Source organism: Dyella sp. 05T440, assembly GCF_056395965.1.
The window spans coordinates 543,773-565,736 of record NZ_JBFTKN010000002.1 but is presented as its reverse complement, the minus strand read 5'-3'; the positions used below and the strand labels follow the sequence as shown (position 1 = coordinate 565,736).

At 61.1% G+C, this 21,964-nt stretch carries 23 protein-coding genes and 1 pseudogene; 16 read left to right on the top strand and 8 right to left on the bottom strand.

Annotated elements, in window-relative coordinates; all coding sequences use genetic code 11:
• Positions 1-27: 27 nt before the first annotated feature.
• The 4 genes from AC1DE1_RS04365 to AC1DE1_RS04350 all read right to left on the bottom strand — a co-directional run bounded on the left by AC1DE1_RS04365 (position 28) and on the right by AC1DE1_RS04350 (position 2,793).
• On the bottom strand, positions 28-600 hold the full coding sequence (locus tag AC1DE1_RS04365; RefSeq protein ID WP_477177521.1) for a zinc-ribbon domain-containing protein: 573 nt from the start codon (positions 598-600) through the stop codon (positions 28-30).
• 181 nt (positions 601-781) lie between these two features.
• Entirely contained in the window at positions 782-1,522 is a 741-nt protein-coding gene (locus AC1DE1_RS04360) for an SDR family NAD(P)-dependent oxidoreductase (protein WP_477177522.1), read from the bottom strand.
• Positions 1,523-1,625: 103 nt separating this feature from the next.
• On the bottom strand, positions 1,626-2,372 hold the full coding sequence (locus AC1DE1_RS04355; RefSeq protein ID WP_477177523.1) for an SDR family NAD(P)-dependent oxidoreductase: 747 nt from the start codon (positions 2,370-2,372) through the stop codon (positions 1,626-1,628).
• Between the two features lie 25 nt (positions 2,373-2,397).
• Positions 2,398-2,793 (bottom strand): DUF427 domain-containing protein, encoded by a 396-nt coding sequence (locus AC1DE1_RS04350; RefSeq protein ID WP_477177524.1) that lies wholly within the window; start codon positions 2,791-2,793, stop codon positions 2,398-2,400.
• Positions 2,794-2,995: 202 nt separating this feature from the next.
• Here AC1DE1_RS04350 and AC1DE1_RS04345 point away from each other — a divergent pair, with 202 nt between their 5' ends.
• The 10 genes and pseudogenes from AC1DE1_RS04345 to AC1DE1_RS04300 all read left to right on the top strand — a co-directional run bounded on the left by AC1DE1_RS04345 (position 2,996) and on the right by AC1DE1_RS04300 (position 13,571).
• Positions 2,996-3,895 carry a LysR substrate-binding domain-containing protein gene (locus tag AC1DE1_RS04345; RefSeq protein WP_441604612.1) on the top strand — a complete coding sequence of 300 codons (900 nt, stop codon included), beginning with the start codon at positions 2,996-2,998 and terminating at the stop codon, positions 3,893-3,895.
• Between the two features lie 409 nt (positions 3,896-4,304).
• Positions 4,305-4,487 (top strand): DUF3606 domain-containing protein, encoded by a 183-nt coding sequence (locus AC1DE1_RS04340; protein ID WP_441604613.1) that lies wholly within the window; start codon positions 4,305-4,307, stop codon positions 4,485-4,487.
• Positions 4,488-4,531: 44 nt separating this feature from the next.
• On the top strand, positions 4,532-5,521 hold the full coding sequence (locus tag AC1DE1_RS04335) for a cation diffusion facilitator family transporter (RefSeq protein ID WP_477177525.1): 990 nt from the start codon (positions 4,532-4,534) through the stop codon (positions 5,519-5,521).
• A gap of 98 nt (positions 5,522-5,619) precedes the next feature.
• On the top strand, positions 5,620-7,722 hold the full coding sequence (locus AC1DE1_RS04330; RefSeq protein WP_477177526.1) for a catalase: 2,103 nt from the start codon (positions 5,620-5,622) through the stop codon (positions 7,720-7,722).
• A 134-nt stretch (positions 7,723-7,856) separates the two neighbouring features.
• Positions 7,857-8,480 carry a (2Fe-2S)-binding protein gene (locus AC1DE1_RS04325; protein ID WP_477177527.1) on the top strand — a complete coding sequence of 208 codons (624 nt, stop codon included), beginning with the start codon at positions 7,857-7,859 and terminating at the stop codon, positions 8,478-8,480.
• 9 nt (positions 8,481-8,489) lie between these two features.
• Positions 8,490-9,494: an FAD binding domain-containing protein gene (locus tag AC1DE1_RS04320; RefSeq protein WP_477177528.1), complete on the top strand. Its 1,005-nt coding sequence runs from the start codon at positions 8,490-8,492 to the stop codon at positions 9,492-9,494.
• A gap of 15 nt (positions 9,495-9,509) precedes the next feature.
• Positions 9,510-11,738 (top strand): annotated as a pseudogene (locus AC1DE1_RS04315) (xanthine dehydrogenase family protein molybdopterin-binding subunit).
• 636 nt (positions 11,739-12,374) lie between these two features.
• On the top strand, positions 12,375-12,530 hold the full coding sequence (locus AC1DE1_RS04310; protein ID WP_441604617.1) for a hypothetical protein: 156 nt from the start codon (positions 12,375-12,377) through the stop codon (positions 12,528-12,530).
• Between the two features lie 119 nt (positions 12,531-12,649).
• A complete protein-coding gene (locus AC1DE1_RS04305) occupies positions 12,650-12,871 on the top strand; it encodes a hypothetical protein (RefSeq protein ID WP_477177530.1) in 222 nt (73 codons plus the stop codon).
• Positions 12,872-13,316: 445 nt separating this feature from the next.
• Complete coding sequence (locus AC1DE1_RS04300) at positions 13,317-13,571, top strand: hypothetical protein (RefSeq protein ID WP_441604619.1); 255 nt, start codon at positions 13,317-13,319, stop codon at positions 13,569-13,571.
• A gap of 96 nt (positions 13,572-13,667) precedes the next feature.
• Here the strand turns inward: AC1DE1_RS04300 and AC1DE1_RS04295 are convergent, their stop codons facing one another.
• The gene (locus AC1DE1_RS04295; RefSeq protein ID WP_477177531.1) at positions 13,668-14,141 is read right to left on the bottom strand and encodes a hemerythrin domain-containing protein; all 474 of its coding nucleotides are present in this window, start codon (positions 14,139-14,141) and stop codon (positions 13,668-13,670) included.
• Positions 14,142-14,424: 283 nt separating this feature from the next.
• Here AC1DE1_RS04295 and AC1DE1_RS04290 point away from each other — a divergent pair, with 283 nt between their 5' ends.
• From AC1DE1_RS04290 to AC1DE1_RS04275, 4 genes are all read left to right on the top strand, one after another.
• Positions 14,425-14,823, top strand: a complete 399-nt coding sequence (locus tag AC1DE1_RS04290) for an ArsR/SmtB family transcription factor (RefSeq protein ID WP_441604621.1) — start codon at positions 14,425-14,427, stop codon at positions 14,821-14,823.
• Positions 14,801-15,301: an SRPBCC family protein gene (locus AC1DE1_RS04285; protein ID WP_441604622.1), complete on the top strand. Its 501-nt coding sequence runs from the start codon at positions 14,801-14,803 to the stop codon at positions 15,299-15,301. Before AC1DE1_RS04290 ends, AC1DE1_RS04285 begins: the two co-directional genes overlap by 23 nt.
• Positions 15,302-15,722: 421 nt before the next feature.
• The gene (locus AC1DE1_RS04280) at positions 15,723-16,478 is read left to right on the top strand and encodes a DUF1223 domain-containing protein (RefSeq protein ID WP_477177532.1); all 756 of its coding nucleotides are present in this window, start codon (positions 15,723-15,725) and stop codon (positions 16,476-16,478) included.
• Positions 16,479-16,627: 149 nt separating this feature from the next.
• Positions 16,628-17,128 carry a DUF6491 family protein gene (locus AC1DE1_RS04275; protein ID WP_477177533.1) on the top strand — a complete coding sequence of 167 codons (501 nt, stop codon included), beginning with the start codon at positions 16,628-16,630 and terminating at the stop codon, positions 17,126-17,128.
• A 138-nt stretch (positions 17,129-17,266) separates the two neighbouring features.
• On the opposite strand, the gene AC1DE1_RS04270 is transcribed toward AC1DE1_RS04275, so the two are convergent.
• A complete protein-coding gene (locus tag AC1DE1_RS04270; protein ID WP_477177534.1) occupies positions 17,267-18,085 on the bottom strand; it encodes an alpha/beta fold hydrolase in 819 nt (272 codons plus the stop codon).
• Positions 18,086-18,298: 213 nt separating this feature from the next.
• On the opposite strand from AC1DE1_RS04270, the gene AC1DE1_RS04265 reads away from it, so the two are divergent.
• Positions 18,299-18,649: a DUF3147 family protein gene (locus tag AC1DE1_RS04265; protein ID WP_477177535.1), complete on the top strand. Its 351-nt coding sequence runs from the start codon at positions 18,299-18,301 to the stop codon at positions 18,647-18,649.
• 842 nt (positions 18,650-19,491) lie between these two features.
• A complete protein-coding gene (locus AC1DE1_RS04260; RefSeq protein WP_477177536.1) occupies positions 19,492-19,806 on the top strand; it encodes a HigA family addiction module antitoxin in 315 nt (104 codons plus the stop codon).
• A gap of 331 nt (positions 19,807-20,137) precedes the next feature.
• On the opposite strand, the gene AC1DE1_RS04255 is transcribed toward AC1DE1_RS04260, so the two are convergent.
• Positions 20,138-20,887, bottom strand: a complete 750-nt coding sequence (locus AC1DE1_RS04255; RefSeq protein WP_477177537.1) for a Fe-Mn family superoxide dismutase — start codon at positions 20,885-20,887, stop codon at positions 20,138-20,140.
• 66 nt (positions 20,888-20,953) lie between these two features.
• Complete coding sequence (locus AC1DE1_RS04250; RefSeq protein WP_477177538.1) at positions 20,954-21,925, bottom strand: chromate resistance protein ChrB domain-containing protein; 972 nt, start codon at positions 21,923-21,925, stop codon at positions 20,954-20,956.
• Between the last annotated feature and the right edge of the window lie 39 nt (positions 21,926-21,964).

Genomic DNA, 21,964 nt, shown 5'->3' with positions numbered 1-21,964 from the left:
CGATCTGCGCGCGACGAATGATATCTGTCACTGCAAGCGGACACGGGCAGTCACATCCATGCCCGTCTGCTGCGCACATGACTTCGCCCAAGAGGTTTGTTCGCTGCCGACATCGGCTTTGAGCTCCTGGCTATCCGGCAATAGGACAGCGGTTTTGGCGTCCGTGCCACCGGATGGATTTTGGGTGTGATAGCTGTAACACACGGTGCCATCGTCCATGAGCATCGCACGATCCACGCCGTAGCCATCCGTGTGGAGCTGGGCATCGTGAAGCATGATGCTGCCAAGCATCGCTCGGCGTATTGAATCATGGCGTTTCGCGTCGGCGTCGCTCCGCTCGCGCTTCTCTGCAGAGGGCGCCATGGCAGCATCGGCAGCTTTGCGGTAGTGGTTTGCGGACCAGACTGCAGCGATGACTCCCACGACGAGCAGTGCACCGACGAGCACCGGAAGCATGGGGAACGATCCCAAGGACTTCTTTCCGGTGACGGTATCCGCAGGTGTGGATGCCGCTTTCGAAAGGGTCACCCCGCAGGAAGGACAGACGAGCTCACCTTCGCTAACCTCTGCTCCACACTCAGGACAGGTGCTCAGGGCCATGGCGGCGCGTCCGTGTCTAGGTAAGCGTTTATCGCTCCAGCGGTGTCGATTTCGCGTGGACAATGGCTTGCGAAAGGCGGCACGACGCCGTCGTTGGGCGGGGTTTCATTACGCAGCGCGGAGCGGGTCTTTCGATCCGCTCCGCGCCCATGCTGGCTTACAGACGACTTGGCGCGTGCGCTTACGCGTTCGTCCCGCCATCAACAGTCAGATTAGCGCCGGTGATATAGGCGGCCTCCGGGCTGGCAATGAATGCCACCAGCGCGGCGACTTCATCCACCTGGCCGTAGCGATTGAGCGCCGTGGCTGCCTTCTGCGGCACCGCCCATTCGCCTGCGGCGGGATTGAGATCCGTATCGATCGGGCCGGGCTGCACGTTGTTGACGGTGATGCCGCGACTGCCCACTTCACGGGACAGGCCCTGGGTGAACATCTTCACGGCGCCCTTCGTCGCTGCATACGGCACCAGTCCGGGCGTCAGCACGCGTTCGCCCACGCACGAGCCGATCATGATGATGCGGCCGTTGTCATTCATGTGCTTCAACGCTGCCTGCGTCGTGATGAAGACACCGCGGACGTTGATATCGATCACGCGATCCAATTCGTCCAGCGTGGTTTCTTCAAACGGCTTGGGAATGGCCGTGCCGGCATTGTTCACCAGTACATCGAGCCGGCCGAGCGCGGCAACCGCTTTTTCCACCGCGCTCTTCACGGCGTCGGCGTCGGCGGCATCCGCCTGGATGGCCATAGCCTTGCCGCCATTGGCTTCAATGGCTTGAACCACGGCGGTCGCCATCCTGGCGTCCTTCGCGTAGGTGATGGCCACGCTTGCTCCATCGGCGGCCAGGCGCTTGGCGATGCCTGCGCCAATGCCGCGCGAACCACCGGTTACAAGGGCTACTTTCTTGGCTAACTTGGACATGGAATTTCCTCGGGTTTCATGGGGGTGGGGGGGGGTTGAGAAGAACGGGATTGCATGTTGCGTAGATGAACTGCGTTGCGCGCAGTCCGGGCGATGACAAAGCTCAGAGCTTGGAGCCACCATCGACGCGCAGGGTCTCGCCGGTCACCCAGCGCGCACCGTCGGTAGCGAGAAACAGCATGGCGTCGGCAATGTCCGCAGGCGTCGCGAGGTGCTTGAGTGCCTGCATCGACAGTGCGCGATCGCGACCTTCCTCGGTCTTGGTGAAGTTGGACATATCGGTATCGACCACGCCCGGCGCCACCGCATTGACGCGGATGCCGCGTTCACCCAGTGCCGCAGCGAAGTGCTTCACGAGCGTGTCGACGGCACCCTTGGTGGCCGCATAGGCAGACAGCGTGCCGGCAACGGCACGTGCCACCAGCGATGAGGTGAAGATGATGCTGCTGCCCTTGCACATGATCGGCAGCAGCTGCTGCACCAAGAAGTAGGGTGCGCGTACGTTTACTGCAAACAACTGGTCGAACTCATCCACGGTGAGCTCTTCGATCGATGCCGCTTTGGAGATGCCGGCATTGGCCACGAGGATGTCGAGGCGGTGGCCGACTATGTCGCGCACCTGCCTGGCCAATTCATGCGCGCCGTCGGGCTTGCTCAGATCGGCCGCTACCTTCTGCGCGCGGCCGCCCGCGGCGAGGATCTCCTTCACGACGGCATCGGCTTCCTTCTGCGCGTTGCCGTAGTGGACGATGACCTGCGCGCCTTCCTTGGCGAGCGCGAGTGCAGCAGCGCGACCGATGCCGCGGGATGCCCCGGTGACCAGGGCAGTCTTGCCAGTAAGCGTCGACATGGTTGAATCCCGTCAATGAGGGGCGTCAGACGATTTCTTCGATCGCATCGACGCGATCCGCATAGAACGCGACGTGGTCCTTGATGGAAGCAACGGCGCGGTAGGGGTTTTCATAAGTCCATACCGAGTTGATGGAGCGCTCGCCGCCGGACGGGATGCTGAAGTAGTTGCACTCGCCCTTGTACGGGCAATACGTGGTGTGATCCGAGCGCTCGAGCATGGACATGGCTACGTCCTCACGCGGGATGTATTGCACGGCCGGATAGCCCGCTTCCTTGAGCGTCAAGGCACGACGAGTATCGGCAACCACGCGTCCAGCGACGGTGACTACGACTCGACGGGCATTGAGGGCGATGTCGATCGGATGGTCGGGTCCCGGCTCTCTGATCGTGCGGGTGTTGGATGGCTGAGGCTGGTTCATGGTCGATCCTCCTGGGCAACACGTGCCGTTGGTTTCGGTGTCTGGGGCGGGCTGCGTTTGGTGCGGTCGGGAAGGCCTTTGAGGCATCGCCGCTGCGTGATGCGTTTTCCGATGGCGCGAAATTTAGGCCTTCATGGCGCTTTTGAATAAGACTTTGTAAGCTCCTCCCCATGCCGAGCAGGCATGGCCAAGTCGAGCCGCCATGGAGCTTCGCCATCTTCGCTATTTCGTGGCCATCGCCGAGACAGGCAGCCTTACCGTGGCCGCCGAGAAAAAGCTCTTTACCTCGCAGCCTTCACTGAGCCGCCAGATCAAGGATCTTGAAGACCAGGTCGGCACGCCCTTGCTCAACCGCAGTGCGCGCGGCGTTACCCTCACCGAGGCCGGCAAGGCATTCCTGGATCACGCCCGACTCGCACTCCATCAGGTGGATGCCGCGGTGGAGGCAGCACGACGTGCTGCGCAACCTGCCAAACAACGTTTCAGCCTTGGGTTTCTGACCGGTCAGGAGATGACGTGGCTGCCTGAAGTCATGCGTGTACTTCGCGCCGAACTGCCCAATATCGAGGTCATCGTGTCGAGCGATTACTCGCCCGATCTCGGCGAAGCAGTGGCCCGCGGGCGGCTGGATGTGGCCTTCATGCGAGCCGAGCCGGAGTTGGAGCTGACTTACCGGCGCGTAGCGAAAGAACCTCTGGTGGCCCTGATGCCGAGCGACCATGCGTTGACCGCGCGTGCTTCCGTACGTGCAAAGGATCTCGTCGGCCTGCCGTTCATCGCCATGGCGAGCAAGGCGAAAGTGCTGCGCGCGGTGATCGACCAATACCTCGAAGATGCCGGCATCGAGATCACGCCCGCGCAAGTGGTCGACAACCCCGCGATGGTGATGTCCCTGGTGGCGTCTACCCGCGGCATCGCACTTATTCCGTCCTACGTGGAACCGCTGATGCCCTGGTCGGTGGTCAGTCGACCGTTGGCGGGCAAGGCGCCGACCATCGACCTGGTGGTGGGTTACAGCGAGTCCAATCCATCGCCGATTCTCCAGCTGTTCCTCGCCCATCTGGATGAGTTGAGGGCGAGTGTGGGCAAGGCGGACGTCTAGTTGTTGCGTGTCGTCACCCGGAAGGTCGCTGCGACAAATCCGTCGCCTGCGAATGACAGGTTGACGCCCTCGATCAGCTCGCGGCCGCGCAAAGACGCGAGCGTTTCGGTCGGCGCCTCGGCATCGGGCTCTGAATCGTCCAAAGGAAGGGGCGCCGAACTGCCCTCGGGGTTCGGATCTGACGTCGTGCGTTTGCCGAAACCGTTTGGGCGCCGGGACTTGATGGAGGCGATACACAAAGCGAGCGGACCGCGCGATCAACGTCAGTTCGCTTGGGTGCACGCGGCAACAGGCCCGGCGGCACCCAACCTGACCCGGCCGTGATTGAAGACCTGCGCTTCACACGGGTGAGTGCTTCGCTTTACAAGCGCTGTGTCATTGCTCGTCGCAAGAACATGGAGGGTGCGCAATGAGCAATGACAAATCCGGAACAGGCATCAGGGACAGGCAGCGCATCAATATTCACGAGGACTATGAACTTCGCGCCTGGGCAAAGGAATTCGGCGTCACCGAGCAAGAGATCTGCGACGCCATCGCCAAAGTGGGGGTCATGTCCGAGGACGTGGAGCGCGAACTGAAAAGGAAAGCCTAGGCGCCGCTGCCAGGCTGGCAATCCAATCCCGGTAAAGGAGCGATATGGACGGCACCTCGGCCCAGCCGCAAAGTCAGGCCCATCGCTCCAAGGCGGTGGTCTGGGCAGCGTTGGGCGGCAATCTCGCCATTGCGATCTCCAAAGTCATCGCAGCAAGCTTCACCGGGAGCTCCGCGATGTGGAGCGAGGCCGTCCATTCGCTGGTCGATACGGGCAATCAGTGGTTGATGCTGCTGGGCATGCGCCGTTCGTCGAGGCCGCCGTCGGAGACACACCCGTTCGGGCATGGCCTGGAGCTGTATTTCTGGTCGTTTGTCGTTGCCATCATGATCTTTGGCCTGGGTGCGGGCGTTTCGATCTACCAGGGCATTGAGAAGATCCTCCATCCGGAGCCCATTCGGAACGTGTGGGTCAACTACGTGGTACTGGGCGTAGGGGTGGTGTTTGAAGGCGCCGTCTGGACATTCGCCTTGCGCGAATTTCGCCGCAAGAACAGCAAGCTCGGATGGATTCGAGCCATCCGCTCCAGCAAGGACCCGACCGTATTCACCGTACTGTTCGAAGACACGGCGGCCTTGCTGGGCCTGTTTGTCGCACTGGCAGGCATCTGGGTGTCGGAGCTCACGGGCGAGCCGATCTATGACGCCGTGGCTTCCATCGTCATTGGATTGATCCTGGCGGCCACGGCAACGCTGCTCGCCAACGAGTGCCGGGGCCTGCTCACGGGCGAAGCGGCCAGCGCAGCGGTGCGCAAGCAGATCTGCGCACTCCTGTACCAGAACACTGCCGTTGAGGATGTACACCGCGTACTGACCATGCATTTTGCGCCGGAGGACGTGCTACTCACGGCCAGCATCAAGTTCAGCGATCGCCTTACTGTCCCCCAGCTTGAGCAAGTCATCGCCGAAATCGAGGACCACATCCGAACCCACCATCCCGAGATCAAGCGAATATTTCTCGAGCCACGACGCCGACTGAGCCCCGCAGCCGAGCGCACGAAGGTTCAGCCACAGCGCTCTTCTGGCCCCGAGTAGGAAACACGAGTACGACATGGGTTTCACGTGGACAGGGACACTCTTTTTTTCTTGGTGGACTCGACCGTCACCCATCGTTGGATATCGGAGCTGAGATCATGGCATCGAAGAAATTGTCGCCCAAGCCAGGCAAGAAAACCCCACACTCCCAGCGGCAGGCGCCTAATCGCGGGTCAGGGGATGAATTGCACGAGCAAGCCGGTGGCGATCATCCGGTGCTGACGACGAACCAGGGCCTTCCCGTTTCGGACAACCAGAACTCGTTGCGCGCCACACCGCGGGGACCGACGCTTCTCGAGGACTTCGTTCTTCGTGAAAAGATCACGCATTTTGACCATGAGCGCATTCCAGAGCGCATCGTGCATGCGCGCGGCAGCGCCGCTCATGGTTACTTTGAACTCACCAAATCGCTGGCGAAGTACACGAGAGCAAAAATACTCACCGAAGTAGGAGTGAAGACGCCCGTGTACACTCGTTTTTCCACGGTGGCGGGTGGCGCCGGCTCAGTCGACACGCCGCGTGATGTACGCGGTTTTGCGGTGAAGTTCTACACCAAGGAAGGAAACTGGGACCTGGTGGGCAACAACATCCCGGTGTTCTTCATCCAGGATGCGATCAAGTTCCCAGACCTTGTTCATGCCGTCAAGATGGAGCCGGATCGCGCCTTCCCACAGGCAGGTTCGGCGCACGACACCTTTTGGGATTTCGTGTCACTCATGCCCGAAGCCATGCACATGATCATGTGGGCGATGAGCGATCGCACCATTCCGCGCTCCCTGCGCATGATCGAAGGCTTTGGCGTGCATAGCTTCCGCCTAGTGGATGCCGATGGGGCATCGACGTTCGTGAAGTTCCATTGGCGGCCCAAGCTAGGCATCCAGTCCACGGTGTGGGACGAGGCGGTGAAACTGCAGGCGGCTGACAACGATTTCCATCGCCGCGATCTGTTCGAGGCGATCGAAGGGGGCAATTACCCGGAATGGAACTTGGCCGTCCAGTTGTTCACGGAAGAAGACGCGTCAAAGTTTCCATTCGACCATCTTGATCCGACGAAGTTGATCCCCGAAGAGATGGTGCCGCTCACCATGATCGGGCGCATGGTGCTGGATCGTTGGCCGGACAACTTCTTTGCGGAGACGGAGCAAGTGGCCTATTGCCCTGCCAACGTTCCGCCCGGTATCGATTTCTCCAACGACCCGCTGCTGCAGGGGCGCCTGTTTTCGTATCTCGATACGCAGCTCTCGCGGCTGGGTTCGCCCAACTTCAACCAGATTCCCGTCAACGCGCCGAAGTGTCCCTTCGCCAACCTGCAGCGCGATGGCCACATGCAAATGCAGGTGCCAAAAGGGCGGGTGAACTACGAGCCGAGCTCGCTTCAGGCGGATTCGCCGCGTGAAACGGCAGACGGTTTTCGCAGCGCGGCGGTGCCGGAAGAAGAGGGCGCCAAAGGCCGTATTCGCGCCGAAAGCTTCGCCGATCACTACAGCCAGGCCCGGCTGTTCTTCCGGAGCCAGAGCAAGACGGAGCAGGCGCATATCGCCTCCGCCATCACCTTCGAGCTATCCAAGGTAGGCACGCCGCATGTGCGCGAGGCTATCGTTGGTCATCTGCGTCATGTCGATCCTGACCTGGCCCAGCGCGTGGCCAATGGGCTCGGACTGGCCTCGCTGCCTGCAGCCCCGCCCGCCGCCGTCCAGCCCATCGATATGGCGCCGTCACCGGCCCTGCAGATCATCGGCAAGATGAAGGACACGCTGGAGGGTCGTGCCGTCGGCATCCTCGTTGATGATGGCTCCGACGCTGCCGCGGTCAAGGCACTGCGGAAAGCAGCCACGGACGCCGGCGCCACCGTGAAACTGGTGGCACCCAAGCTGGGCACGACCCTGAGTGACGGTAAGCGATTGAACGCCGATGCCCAACTCGCGGGTACCCCATCGACCGTGTTTGACGCCGTGGCCCTGATCCTTTCCGAAGAGGCCGGTAAGCGCCTTGCCAAGAATGGATCGGCGGTGGATTTCGCGCGCGATGCGTTTGCTCACCTCAAGGCTATCGCAATGGATGCGGGCGGCCAGCAGGTGCTCAAGGCTGGCAACGTGGGCCGGGACGCCGGCGTGGTCGACGCAGCCGATATCAAGGCGTTCATCAAGGCTGCCAAGACGCGACAGTGGGATCGCGAGCCCAAGCTGCGCCTGCTTGCGTGATGGAGCGGAAGAGGGCTTTGGAAGCTATGCACATGCGTCCAACGTGACTCGCGCGAGCTGGCTTTCGCCCTCCCTGTACATCGCGCTAACTCGTTCTGGTTTGGAATGACGCCATTCCCTTGTGAGGTGTTGGCATGGCTCACCAACAACACTTGCCATTTGCGGGACTGCCCTTCAGTCGCCGGAAATTTTTGCAGATGATCACGGTCGCGGGTGCCACCACCGGTCTCGCGTCATTCAACTTGATTGCCGCGTCGGTGCCCACACGAGGCGCGCCAGAGAAAACGGCCGGTTCGGGCCAGGAAACCATCAAGCTGACGGTGAATGGCCAGACGCGAAACGTGTCGGTCGACAGCCGGACGTCGCTGCTGGACGCGCTGCGTGACCATCTTCAGTTGACGGGCACCAAGAAAGGTTGCGATCACGGCCAGTGCGGGGCCTGCACCGTCCACGTCAACGGTCGCCGCGTGCTCTCGTGCCTGAGTCTCGCCGTGATGCACGACGGCGACACCGTAACGACGATCGAAGGCCTGGGTCAGCCCGGCTCGCTGCATCCGATGCAGCAGGCGTTCGTCGATCACGACGGCTATCAATGCGGCTACTGCACCTCAGGCCAGATCATGTCGGCAGTAGCCGTGCTGAAAGAGCCGTGGGGCAGGGACGATGACAGCCTCCGCGAGGCGATGAGCGGAAACATCTGCCGATGCGGCGCGTACAAAAACATACTCGCAGCGATCAAGCAGGTCCAATCTGCCTAGGCCATCCCCATGCAGGCATTCAACTACACACGCGCAAAGAGCATCGACCAGGCAATCGCGACCGCCGCGCAGGCCACCACGGCTCAGCAAGGCGCCGAGATTCGCTTCGTCGCTGGTGGCACCACCCTGCTTGATCTGATGAAGCTGGACGTCGAGCACCCTGTGCACGTGGTCGACATCAACCGGCTTCCGCTGTCGTCCATCGAGTCGAGCGCGGAGGGTGGCCTCACGATCGGCGCCTTGGTGCGTAACTCGGATCTCGCCAATCATCCCGAGATTCGCGCCAAGTATCCGGTGCTGTCCCAGGCCATCCTCGCCGGGGCGTCGGGACAGATACGCAATATGGCCACGACCAGCGGCAACCTGCTTCAGCGCACCAGATGCGTCTATTTTCGTGATATTCACAGCGCCTGCAACAAGCGCGAGCCTGGCAGCGGCTGCTCGGCGTTGAGTGGTTATCATCGAAATCTCGCCATCCTCGGCGGTAGCGAGCATTGCATCGCTACCAACCCGTCGGACATGAATGTGGCACTGACAGCGCTCGATGCCGTTGTATCCATCCAGGGGCCGCAGGGACGGCGTGATGTACCGGTGGCGGAGTTCTTCGTCTTGCCCGGCGCGACGCCGCAGCGCGAGACCGTGATGGAGCCGGGTGACCTGATTACCGGGGTTCGTCTGCCCAAGGCGACGGACCATGCGAAATCGCTCTATCTGAAATTGCGCGATCGTGCTTCCTATGAGTTCGCGCTCGCTTCCGTCGCCATCGTGCTCGTGCTGCAGGATGGCCACATCCAACAGGTGGCCATGGCCATGGGCGGCGTCGGTACGCGCCCGTGGCGTTCCGCTTCCGCCGAACAGGTGCTGCGCGGCAACGCGCCCAGCCCCGACTTGTTCAAGCGCGCCGCCGACGCTTTCCTCGCCAACGCCCAGCCGCAGGCGGACAACCGATTCAAAGTGGAACTGGCCCGCCGTTGCCTGATCAAGGCCATGAGCGACGTGTCCACGGCGGCGTGACAGGAGACGCTGAGCATGAATCAGCCCGCAAACTACGTCGAACTGCCGATCGTTGGCAAAGCGATGAGTCGCATCGACGGCCCTCTGAAAGTCAGTGGTGCCGCTCGCTATGCCTCTGATTTCTCCTTCCCCAACATGGTTTATGCCGTACCTGTTTGCGCCACCGTGGCCAAGGCGCACATCGAGGACATCGATGTCGTGCGGGCGCAAGCACTGCCCGGTGTCCGCAAGATCTATACACGGGAGAATATTGGACGCTTCTATCGCGTCTCCAAAGGCAGCAAGGCTAAGATCGACGAGAGCCGGCCGCCGCTCGACGACGATGAGGTGCGTTACTACGGCCAGTACGTCGCTCTCGTCGTTGCCGATACCTTCGAACAGGCCACTGCAGCGGCGCGAGCCGTCGCGGTCCGTTACTCGAACGTGGAAACGCCATCCGTTTCGCCCACGCTGGACGCCAGCCAGCCGCCGCAGACCGAGACCGAGCGTGGCGATCCCGATGGCGCGTTCGAGCATGCTGCCGTCAAGGTCGACCACACCTACAGCACGCCGGTGGAAACGCATAACCCCATCGAGCTGCACGCCAGCGTGGCGCTCTGGGATGGCGTGCGCTTCACGTTGTATGAAACGACTCAGGCCATCATGAACTTTCGCGCCGTGATGGCGCAGATGCTCGGTGTCCCGACGGACCATGTGCGCGTCATCACCGAATATCTCGGTTCGGGCTTTGGCGGCAAGCTATGGCCATGGACACAGGCGCTGCTCGCCGCGGCTGCGGCACGCGATCTTCATCGTCCCGTGAAGTTGGTCGTCGATCGCCAGATGATGTTCCACAACGTGGGTCACCGACCATCCACCAAACAACGCATACGACTGGGCTGCGATGCGTCCGGCAAGCTCACGTCGTTGCGGCAGGACTACGTCTACCAGCGCGCACTGCTGGCCGACTACAAGGAGGACTGCGGCGAGGCCACGGGCTTCCTCTACAGCACGCCCCATCTGCGCGTGACCGGCACCTACGCAGAGCACTTCGTCGGACCGGCCACCTCCATGCGCGGGCCCGGCGCCGTGCCTGGGCTATATGCGCTTGAATCGGCGATGGACGAACTCGCCATCGCGCTGAAGATGGACCCCGTTGCGTTGCGTCTCAAGAATGAGCCCAAGATCGACGAGAAGGAAAACATCCCGTTCTCGTCGCGGCATCTTAAGGAGTGCCTCACGCGAGGCGCCGAATCCTTCGGCTGGGCTCGCCGCAATCCCAAGGTGGGATCGATGCGCGAGGGCGAGAGCATTCTTGGCTGGGGCGTCGCCGCGTGCAGCTGGATCGCCGAGCGATTCAGTGCGGAGGCCGCCGTTACGTTGCTCGCGGATGGTTCCGTGCGCATCGCCAGCGGTACGCAGGACATAGGCACGGGCACCTATACCGTGATCGCGCAGATGGTCGCCGGCCTTACCGGCGTCGATGTCGACAAGGTCAAGGTCACCATCGGCGACAGCCAGCTGCCGCCTGGCCCATGGTCTGGCGGTTCGATGGCCACCGGATCGATGGTCCCCGCGCTGGTGCAGGCCGTCGAGCAGGCGGGCAATCAACTTATCCAGATCGCCGCCGAAGATGCCAAGTCGTTCTCGGGCGCCACGCCCGACCAGCTTGCCTTTACACAGGGGAGGGTGCATCGCCAGGGCCAGGAGCCGGGCTCGGGCACGCATTTTTCCGACCTGCTGCGCTAGGCGCGCCTGGGACAGGTCGAAGGACATGGCAAGGCCGAGGGCACCTTCGGGCAGAAGAAAAAGAGCTATTCCACCCACTCCTACGGCGCGCACTTCGTCGAAGTGCGCTGGCAGCCTGAGCTGGCGCGGCTACGCGTCCATCGCGTGGTGACCGTGATCGATGCGGGCCGCATCGTCAATCCGTTGACCGGCAAAAACCAGATCGAAGGCGCGCTGGTGATGGGCATGGGCATGGCCCTGTTCGAAGAAACACAGTACGACGCGCGCAACGGCATGGCGGTCAACAGCAATCTGGCCGACTACATCATGACCAGCCATGCCGATATGCCGCCAGAGATGGAGGTCATTTTCCTCGATTACCCCGATACCAAGGTGAACGCCATGGGCGTGCGCGGTATCGGCGAAATCGGCCTGGCGGGCATCGCCGCGGCGATTACCAATGCGGTCTATCACGCTACAGGTAAACGCGTGCGTGATCTTCCCGTACGCATCGAAGATCTACTGGCAACGGGGTAGCGCCGTTCCACTCTGGCCGATTCGCGGCGGGTGGCTTGGCATGGTGACCACGGAGCTACACGCGAGTGAACCAGGACGTGCCGCACACTGTTTCGAAGCCGTTAGGGGTTCGATGGAGCCGTGTGCCGTCGGCCAGGAAGTAAGTCGGTGGACCTTCGGAGCTGGCATGCGGGTCGCTGGCCGATGCTGCCGGCAGCCGCGGCGTGACCTTGGTGATGGCAACACGCTTGCCGCTGTTGTCTACAGTCTCAATCCGTTCGTGACGCTCAGCCATGTCGAGACCTCTATGCCAAGTGGCGATTGTGTTGAGAGTGACACAAACGGGGCGCGTCGGTTCGCAAGCACGGATACGGAGGAAGCGAGCCAGGAAGATTAGTCGTTTGCGGCGTGCGACTGCACCTGCTTTTTTCACGGTGCGTACGCTTGAAGTGCTCGGCGAACGAATTGACCCGACTTCTCCTTGCAGTTCACGGTGGCGCACAGGAGACGTGATGGGTGTGTAGGTTTTTCATTCCGTTGCGGACAACTCGGAAGGAATGAATGCAAACATCAGCCCCCAACAGAGATGTCACGCTGCCGCGACCCTCCAATGGCCAGTGTGGACCCCGCGGCATACCTACCGCCCTGGAGTAGTACATGAGCAACGCCAACAACATGAATGCACCCCGCACCCCGCAGACGGATCCGTCCAAAGCGCCTCAAGAAAAGGAAGCGCAGCGTACCGATCGATCCAAGGATGAAAAGGACACGAAGGGACAGCCGTCCGATAACCCGGGACATTCGAAGAAGTAACGACCATTGGATCGCCATGAGGGCCGCCTTTGCGCGGCCCTTTGGTGCACGAGCGCGAGGTTGGGTACGCATGCTCGCGGGAGCAGCGTCTGCAGTGCGTCCTTCTAGAGATTTATTCCATGTTCGATGTAGCCGGCAATACCAGTGATGGAGTCAGCTTCACTGGGCTATACACCCATGCAGCCTCGAACAGTGTCGTTTGGGCCGCGACCTATCGTAAGGACGGGGTCTATAGCGGAAGGCGCAACGGGAGGGTCTTCGGCGTCGGTACCTTTACGGCAGTCGAAACCGACCAAGCCGTCGCTAACGATATCGAACAGGCATGGTTCGACCTGACATGAGGCATGCGGACTCCTCGTGGCTTTGATGCGCGCGTCGTATCGCGAGCTCCTTCGTCAAAGCGTGGCAACCCTGGCCATCATTAGCCGAYCGGCAGCTGAAGATCGATAGCCCTCGTCCCGCACAGCGCTCCATGGAGGCATACAGTGTCCACATGCATTGGGACGTGTATTGCGAGAAAGACTATAGCGGCTACTGGGTCGTGACCAATTATGCGCATCATAAGACCGACGTGGGGCCCTTCACATTAGAGTCCGACGCAGTCGATAACGCCGTCGATGCACGTGAGAAAATACGGGCGGTATACGGCTTTGACGCATTTTTGGAAGTCGCTGAGCATTAGCGACGTGCGCCTCCCCTGTTAACAGTGAATACCGCCGTGTTTCACGATGCCCTACAACCGTCTGGATAAACTCCAACGGCAGGGTGCCCTACAGGACATCGACCATGGGCGACATCAGAGGTGTGCACCGCACCGTCTCGTATCGAGCGACATCACGCGAGCAAGACGGGCAAACGCACTGGCACGCCAGGTTTCACTACGACGGACAAACATCCGAAGCGCTGGGTTCGGTCCGCAACGACTGGTCGCCGTTAGCAGATCCGGATATCAGAATGCACGTGACCCTGCAGCTCTATATCGAGGCTACCTTGCTACGCGGCGGCTATGAGTTGGAGCCGGACGGGTGGCCGGCGATATGAAGATACGCGCCACGTTCGGCTTCGATGTGCTCGCCGAGCAAAGACGGCGACTGAGCTGATCGACCGGCTTTGCCTTGCCAACTGGGGAGTGACTGCTCAGGCTGCCTGTTGCTTTTTGGCCTCGGCGACCAGTTCCTTTTTCCGCTCCGCCATCGCTTCGCCAAGAGACCGCAATTGGTCCTCGTCGAGCAGCTCCTTGGCCTGTTTGAACATCTCCTGTTCTTCCTCTTCGATGTGATGCTCAATGAGCTCCTTGAGCACCTTTGCGCGACCCGAAAATTTCTCTGAATCTGGCTCGGTCTTGAAGAGGTCGCCTAGAACCAGGTCCTTCGCAGCTCGATGCTCTTCAAGAGCCTCGTAATACATCTTCTCCTGCTCCTTGCCACCCGCATCCCGATAGGCCGGGTAGAAGATTTCTTCTTCGATGGCGACGTGTGCGGACAGTTTGGTTTGAATCGTCGCGATCAGCTCCGCGCGTCGTTTGACAGCACGTGATGTTGTTTCTGTGAGCTCAACAAGGAGCTCTTTGACTTCTTTGTGCTCGGATTTCAGCAATTGGATGGCGTCCACGGTGTTCTCGCGTTGAGTGGAAGAGTAGACGGAGCGTGCGGCCTGGCGTGTGAGGCGGATGGCGGTCGTGCGAGAAGGTGGCGTCAAGGCATCGTGTTCCCGCCAACCGGCACTCCTATGATCCAGCGAGTGGCGCACAGTGGCGACGCTGCTCTTATGAACAAAATCCAGCGCGGAAGGCCGAGGGCGCCAGTCGGAACGTTGGCTGCGCCAGGCATGCGCAGTTTGGGCTCGGAGCGGCCGAGCCCAAACTGCGCGCGATTTGCTCCCGCGGATCATCCGCTTGCAAACCCGCAATGCGTGCCATACAGTGAACCATATGGTTCACTATCAAGCCCGCCTCGACACAACGTTCGCCGCTCTCTCCGATGTCACCCGACGCGGCGTGCTGGAGCAGCTTGGGGGTTCAGACGCCTCGATCTCCGAGCTCGCCCAAAGGTTTCACATGACGCTCACGGGCATGAAGAAGCACGTCAGCATCCTGGAGCAGGCGGGCCTCGTGACTACGGAGAAGGTCGGGCGTGTACGAACATGCAAGCTCGGAAAGCGCCGACTTGAAGAAGAGGCCGCCTGGATCGAGCAGCACCGCCAACTATGGAGCGCACGCTTCGATGCACTGGACAAGCTTGTCGAGCACTTGAAATCCAAGGAGAAGGCAGATGCCCAACGAAGAAAAAGGTAGTCCCGCCGCCACGAACCGCACCACCGTGGAACGCATGTCCGACCGCGAACTCGTGGTGAGGCGAACGTTCAATGCCTCCGCGCGCATCGTCTTCGAAGCGTGGAGCAAACCCGAATTGTTCAAGCAGTGGTGGGTTCCCAAGTCGGTGGGCATGTCGCTGGTCTCGTGCGACATGGATGTTCGCACCGGGGGCACGTATCGCCTCGTGTTCAGCCATCCGGCCTTCGATCAACCGATGGCATTCTTCGGCACCTACAGAGAAGTAACGCCGCACAGGCGCCTCGTATGGACGAACGAAGATAGCGACCAAGGCGCATTGACCACGGTAACGTTCGAAGAAAATGCCGGCAAGACGCTGGTCACCTTTCACGAACTCTACCCCACAGAAGCGGCACTCGACGAAGCCCTCGCCGGTTCGGCGGAAGGCCTGCCCGAACAGTTCGCACAACTGGATGACTTGCTCGCAGGCCGATCGTGAACATACGGCGGCTACCGACGCATGGAAGGAGTGGCGATGAAGCACACCATTCCCCGCCGCGCTGATCAGTTCGGCGCCTCGTGAGAACGGTGTGCTCAGATGCGATTTCCTGAAGAGCGCCATGTCGACAAGGGAGTCACCTGGTCTGCGGCCGAAGCGGGCTGCGTGCAGCACATCGACTTGTCGCGTAGTCCGTTGAAGCGTTGAAGGGAATGTCCGCTATCGACCCAAAGCGGCCCCGGGAACAATCGACGTCCCATCATTCGGGTATCTTGGCTATCCGCTCGTCGAGTATCACCCTCCAATGACTTGGGCCGGATACGCGCATCCCGCTTCGTGTAACTTTGCCTCCGGCCGCAACGAAGTACTTTACGAAGGCGCGCACTAGGCGTAGCTGACCTGACAACCGACTCGGAGGGGCATGGCCATGATTGCTCGAGCGTTACTGAAGTTGCTTGTCAGCATCATCGGGGCAGGGGGATTCGCAGCCCTAAGCCACGCACAGGACGGGCCGCCGACGCCACAGCGTCCACTGGTCGTTGTCGAGCTATTCCAGAGCCAAGGTTGTTCGTCATGCCCACCCGCGCAGGACAACCTCAATGCCATTGCCGGAAAGCCGGGGATTCTCGCGTTGTCCTTTGCCGTGACCTACTGGGATAACCTCGGGTGGAAAGATACGTTTGCTCGAGACGCCTATACACAAAGGCAGTGGGACTACGCGCATAACAAGAAGCACGATAACGTCTGGACGCCACAGATCTATATCAACGGTCAGGTCGACCTGGTGGGAACCAATCGCCGCCAGCTCGACGAGGCCATTGAACATGCCTCCAGCCAAGGCCCCTCCATGAGCTGGGACAGAGGCCAACTTGCGATAGGCGCCGGCCAGGCATCGTCGCCCCGCGACGTGTGGCTGGTGCGTTATGACCCTCGTGCGGTCAGTGTCCATGTTCGTGCGGGGGAGAACAGTGGCCGTACGCTGCTGCATCGCAATGTTGTGCACGAGCTTGTTCACTTGGGGAGGTGGAACGGAGCGCCGCTCTCGTTCGCATTGCCGCCAAGGTCGTCGTCAGGTTTGTCGACCGCCGCGTTGGTACAGATCCCCAAAGGGGGTGACATTCTCGCGGCATCCGAGGAGCCGTCTGAGTCGGAAAAGGGGACGGAGGCAGTTAAATAGGTTAACTACCTCGGTCTCTTTTCCGATTGGTTTGCCATGCCCTCATCCCTCGAGACAGCGCATGAAACAATCTTCATGCGCCGCCGGTTGATCCTGCGGGGCGCGGCTTGTAGAAGAGGTAACCGAGCATCGTCCCAGGGAGCGTCGTCATGAAGATACGCAAGGGCAAGGTTTGGAATCTAGCCTGCTTCGCATGGCTGATGGCGAGTGGCGTTGCCATGGCGGGTCCGCAAAAAGATCTGCAGGCCGCCGAGCGCGATGCCTACATTAAGTCCGCCGGCCATGCGGTGGAAAGCATCGCCGATACCGCCGTCATGACTAGCGTGGATCCGCTCGGCGATCATCGTATTGCCGTCTATACCGTGGACGGATCGCATAAGGATGTCTGGCTCGTGACCACGGATGAAGGCTGCCCGCAACCGGTGCTGTCAGGGGGCCGCATCGTGTCGCTCGATGCCGGCGTTTCGCACGAATGCCGTTCCGTAGTTATCCAGACGATGGACAAGCGGGATCTGGGTCATCGCCTCAGGGTGATCGAGCCCCGCCCAGCGCGGAGCCCGGATGCCACCTACCCGTCGGAGCCAGAGACACTGCGCTGGCGAACCATGTTCCGTACCGACGAAATGACCGACGGTGGCCGTACACGGTAGAACATTGCGGCCGTTGCGGGGTTACATAAGGTCGATCGAGATGTCCCCGTTTCCGACGCGAAGCGGCAATTAGACTGAGTGGCACACCCATGGGCGCGCCACTCAAATTGCCTGGCTCTGGTTCGGGCGGGTGTCCCGTCAGGATTTGATAAATGCGAGAAGGTCGGGGTTGAGGACGTCCGCGTGGGTAGTGAGCATGCCGTGCGGGTAGCCAGGGTATGTCTTCAGCTTACCGTTCGCGAGCAGGTCGACCGCGCGCGGCACCGCACTGGCGAATGGGACGATCTGGTCGTCTTCGCCATGCATGACCAGGACCGGCACCGTGATCTTCTTCAGATCTTCGGTGTAGTCCTCCAGCCAGGAGGCGACGGTTTCGTAGTGGGCCTGAGCGCTGCCGGCCATGCCCTGGCGCCACCAGTTCGCGATCACCGCCTCGGACGGCTTGGCGCCCTGACGGTTGAATCCGTAGAACGGACCCTCAGGGACGGCCCGGTAAAACTCCGACCGGTTGCCAAGCACGCCTGACCTGACCCCTTCAAAAAACTCCTGCGGCTGGCCGCCAGGGTTCGCGTCGGTTTTCACCATGTTCGGTGTCAACGAGGCCACCAGCACTGCCTTGGCGACACGCTTCTGGTGGCGTGCGACGTAGCGGGCCACTTCGCCACCGCCGGTCGAGTGCCCGATGTGGATAGCGTCGTGGATGTCGAGGTGCTCGGTCAGTGCAGCGAGGTCAGCGACCCAGTGGTCCATGTCGTTGCCGGTGCCGACCTGCTCGGACCGACCGTGCCCGCGCCGGTCATGGGCGATCACCCGGTAGCCGTGCTGAAGAAAAAACGTCATCTGGGCGTCCCAGTCGTCGGCCGACAAGGGCCACCCATGACTGAAGACGATCGGCTGACCGGAGCCCCAGTCTTTATAAAAGATCTCTACGCCGTCCGGCGTGGTGATCGTAGCCATTACTGACACCTCCTCTCGTGGTCTGTCCCCTGGTGTCTCGGGCGGTTCGCACCGTTCAATAGCACCGCGAGCGTGATTCCGTTGTCACGACGTTCCCGCTGCATGTAAATCACCTGCTTGTTGAAGCGAGGCAGCTTGATTCACAGGGTCTGCCTTCGATCCATAGCGGACGTTTTTCAATCCGCAGATCCCGCCGCGCGTTAGACTCCGACCATGCTCTGGATCATTACGAAATACCTCATCACAGCCGCCATCGTCGTGGCTGTGTCAGAAGTCGCCAAGCGCAGCGATCGGGCGGGTGCTCTGCTGGCGTCGCTGCCATTGGTGACGCTACTGGCGCTGACATGGCTTTACATCGAAAAGCAGCCGGCTGAGAAAATCACCAACCATGCTTGGTACACCTTCTGGTATGTGGTGCCGACCTTGCCGATGTTCTTGGCGTTCCCGCGCCTCTTTGCACGATTTGGATTCTGGCCGGCGCTCGGTCTCAGCGCTATCATCACCATCGTTTGTTTTGCCTTGTTCGCGTGGGCTGTGCGCCCGCTGGGAATCAGGCTGATTTGATGCGAGAGCGCCACTAGCGGGACCGAGGTAATTAAGTCCCGTCGCCATGGTTCGAATTAACTATCTCCGTCGCGCTTGCTCCGCAGAAAGTCGCATGCTCTCTTCTGCTTTCAAAGGGAAGGGCGCTGACATTTCGCCGGCCCAGAGACCTCACGCTCGCCTGCGGCCACGCGGACGTCCATCTCGCTCAACCCTGACAGACGATGCCGCCCCTGCTTGTTAGGGTCGATCCGTCACTTTCGCTGTCGTAGTGCAAGGCTTAGAGGGTGACCATGACGACCAAGTCATGAGGCGCGAGCCGTGAGTGCTGAGAACACCCACGACCCGCTAACCATCACCAACTAAGTGGAGTTGATCATGGCTACCCGCGATCATACGGTACGCATTCGCTCGTCCGTTCCCCTTGACGACACCCTCACTCCTCCGCCTCGCGACTCGTCATCCTCGGCGGTTGCATGGCCCGACACCCCACGTCATAGCACTCGCAGTGACATCGCCCTTGCGGTACTCGCCCTCACGCGGCTGCGTCTCGACAGCGAGCAATGCCGCCACGCTCAGGCGAGGGGATTCCCTGGCAGAGCGCTGCCATGGCCGCTTCCCGTGGCCGTCTCGGCCAGCCTGGGCACGGCCATCCACTGCTTGCAGCAGTACGCCCGCCTGCTCGGTGACGAGCCTCGAGTGAACACCACACGCCTCCGATGATCGCCGTTACGGCGCATCGGCCAGCACGGCGATGCGCCGCACCCGGGCGACCACCGACGAAGCTGCTAAGCATTCACTGACACGGAGCGCTGTAAGCGCCTGAGCCGCTGCGCAGCCGTGTCCGACAGAGAGGAACCGCCATGGAACTGATCCAGCTCACACCGCACTCGGAAGTAGACCCCTCGCAACCACTGCGAGCCCCCGGCGACATTCTGCTGCACGCCTACCTGATCCCGAGCGCCCTCAACCCCGCACAACTCGCCCGCCGCACCGGCATACCCTCTAATCAGATCAAAGCCTTCATCGCCGACACTCACCCCATCACCCCCAAGGTCGCCATCCGCCTCTCCCTGGCTTTCGACACCACCGCCTTCTACTGGCTGGCACTTCAGGCGCGATACGATTTGGAAAGGGCGAAGCCTGTGGTCCGCGCCTATCGTCCGCTCGTTGATTAAGGACAAACGCGCGACACGACAAACCGGACGGAGATAGTTGAGCCCCACCGCCATTGTTCGAATTAACTACCTCCGTCCCGTTTGCTCTCGCTACGGGTAAAGCGTGCTTGATCTTCCGATTTGYATCGAAGATCTGCTAGCCGAGCGCTAACCGAAGCGTCCCGAAGAAATACCGTGGTCGACGCAATTTCGCCCGACGCACTCATCGCGAAGCTGATCGCAGTTCACTTCTGAGCGTTCCAGCTCGCGTTGCCTAAATTCTTTTCACTTAACGTCGGGCAACGGTCGGGCGAAGGCCAGCAAGTTACGCCCGCGATCGGCTTAGGAAGGTCTAACTCGCCTCGGCAAAGCGGTGGGCGCTAGCCAAACGCGCTGCCACCACGCTCCAGCGGATATTCTGGAAGAAGGCATCGACGTATTTGGGCGCGGCGGCGCCGTAATCCATCTGGTAGGAATGCTCGTACATGTCCATGACCAGTAGCGGCCAGGTCGCGGCGGGACCGTGCAGATGGTCCCACAGCCAGTAGTTTTCGATCTGCCCAGTGTGCAGGTTGTAGCCAAGTATCACCCAGCCCGATCCACCGCCCAGGCCCGCACCGATCTTGCGGAACTCTTCCTCCCAGGCCGTGTAGCTCCCGAAGGCCTCGCCGATGGCGCGGCGCAGCGTCTCGTCGGCCTGGCCATCGCCACCGAGGTTCTCGAAATAGAGTTCGTGGAACACCACCGAACCGGTGCGCATCAGGTGCTCGCGCTTGAGGTCGTCGTAGACGTAGGGCGGCGTTTCCTTGTCGGTCAGGGCCAGGGCCAGCTTCTGCTTGACGGTGTTCAGCGCTTTCACCGAACCGCCGTAGTTGTTCTCCCAGTGCGATCGGATCAACTTTTCGGATATGCCGTGCAGTTTGGTCGGATCGAACGGCAGCGGTTTGGGCTGGTGCCGCGGCGTGAAAGCAGGATTGGCGACTGTCGTCGCGCCAGCGGCAGCACCGACTTGGTCGGCGGCCTGAACCGTGCCAGCTAGCATGGCACCGGCCACGGCGACTGAGGCGGTTTGCAGGAATTGGCGGCGAGAATCATTGTTCATGGCGTTATTTCCTTGGGGACGGAAAACATTCATGGCATCGCTACATGCAGCATCGCGGAGAGCGGCTCATGAGCGCTTCTGTTGGGTATCGCTTTTGCCGAAATGGGCATAGAGGGAGTCGAGTACGTAGCCCGCCTGTTCGAGCAGTTGATCGTCATTGAGGCCACGTTCGCGCGCACCGCCGAGGAAGGCTTCAAAGCCACCCGCCTCCGGCACCGGCGCACCGCCGACGTCGAGCACGTGCACCATTTGGCCCAGGCGTAACAGGCCGCGATCGTCGTCCAGCCCGAAGCTGGCCAGCAGCACCTCGAAGGTCACGCGTTCGCCAACATGGGTGAAGGCTGCACCGTCGAAGTCGAAGCCCAGCGCTTTTTTTGGGCAGGCCGAGGGCTTCTCCAGCCATAGAAAGCGCGCCTGTGTATCGATGAAGCGCTGGATCAGCCAGGCACTGGCAACGCGGTCTACCCACAGGCCCCGCCGCGTCGCCCATGTACGAGCTTGGTAGTCGCCGATATTTCGCCGTGCAATCGATCCATGGGCGGCGTGTGGTTCGTCGGGTGAAAGCAGCATATCGACGACGCCTACGAAATCGCTCCACGTGGCTTCGGCGCGTACCGTAGCCTCGCCAGGAAAATAATCGATGGCTCGCAAGGCGTCGTACTCGCGGCGCAAACGACGTAGCAGGCGATTCACTTCGGGTGCGGACAGGCCCGATAGCGACTTGCGCACCGTGGACAGCGATTGGCCGAATTCCGTGTAGGCCTCGCTGCGATCGAACAGGCCGAGGAACAACATGTCCTGGGTCTCATCGCGGCTTGAGGTGTCGATCAGCATGGCCGTGCCGCCGGCTTCGACGATGGCGTCGGCCAGCTCCTGCAGCGCCTCCTGGTGTTGAGGGGCCTGGGGCAGCAGATAGACCCCGTCACGCAGCACCGCGCAGCCCATCGCTTTCAGAGCGCGCCAGAAGCGCATGCGCGCCGTGGCGTTCTCGGTCGGCAAGGTGAGAATCAACAGCAGCCAGCTTCGTGCCTTATGCATGGTCACGAACTCTACGTATCTGTAGGAGTTAATACAAGC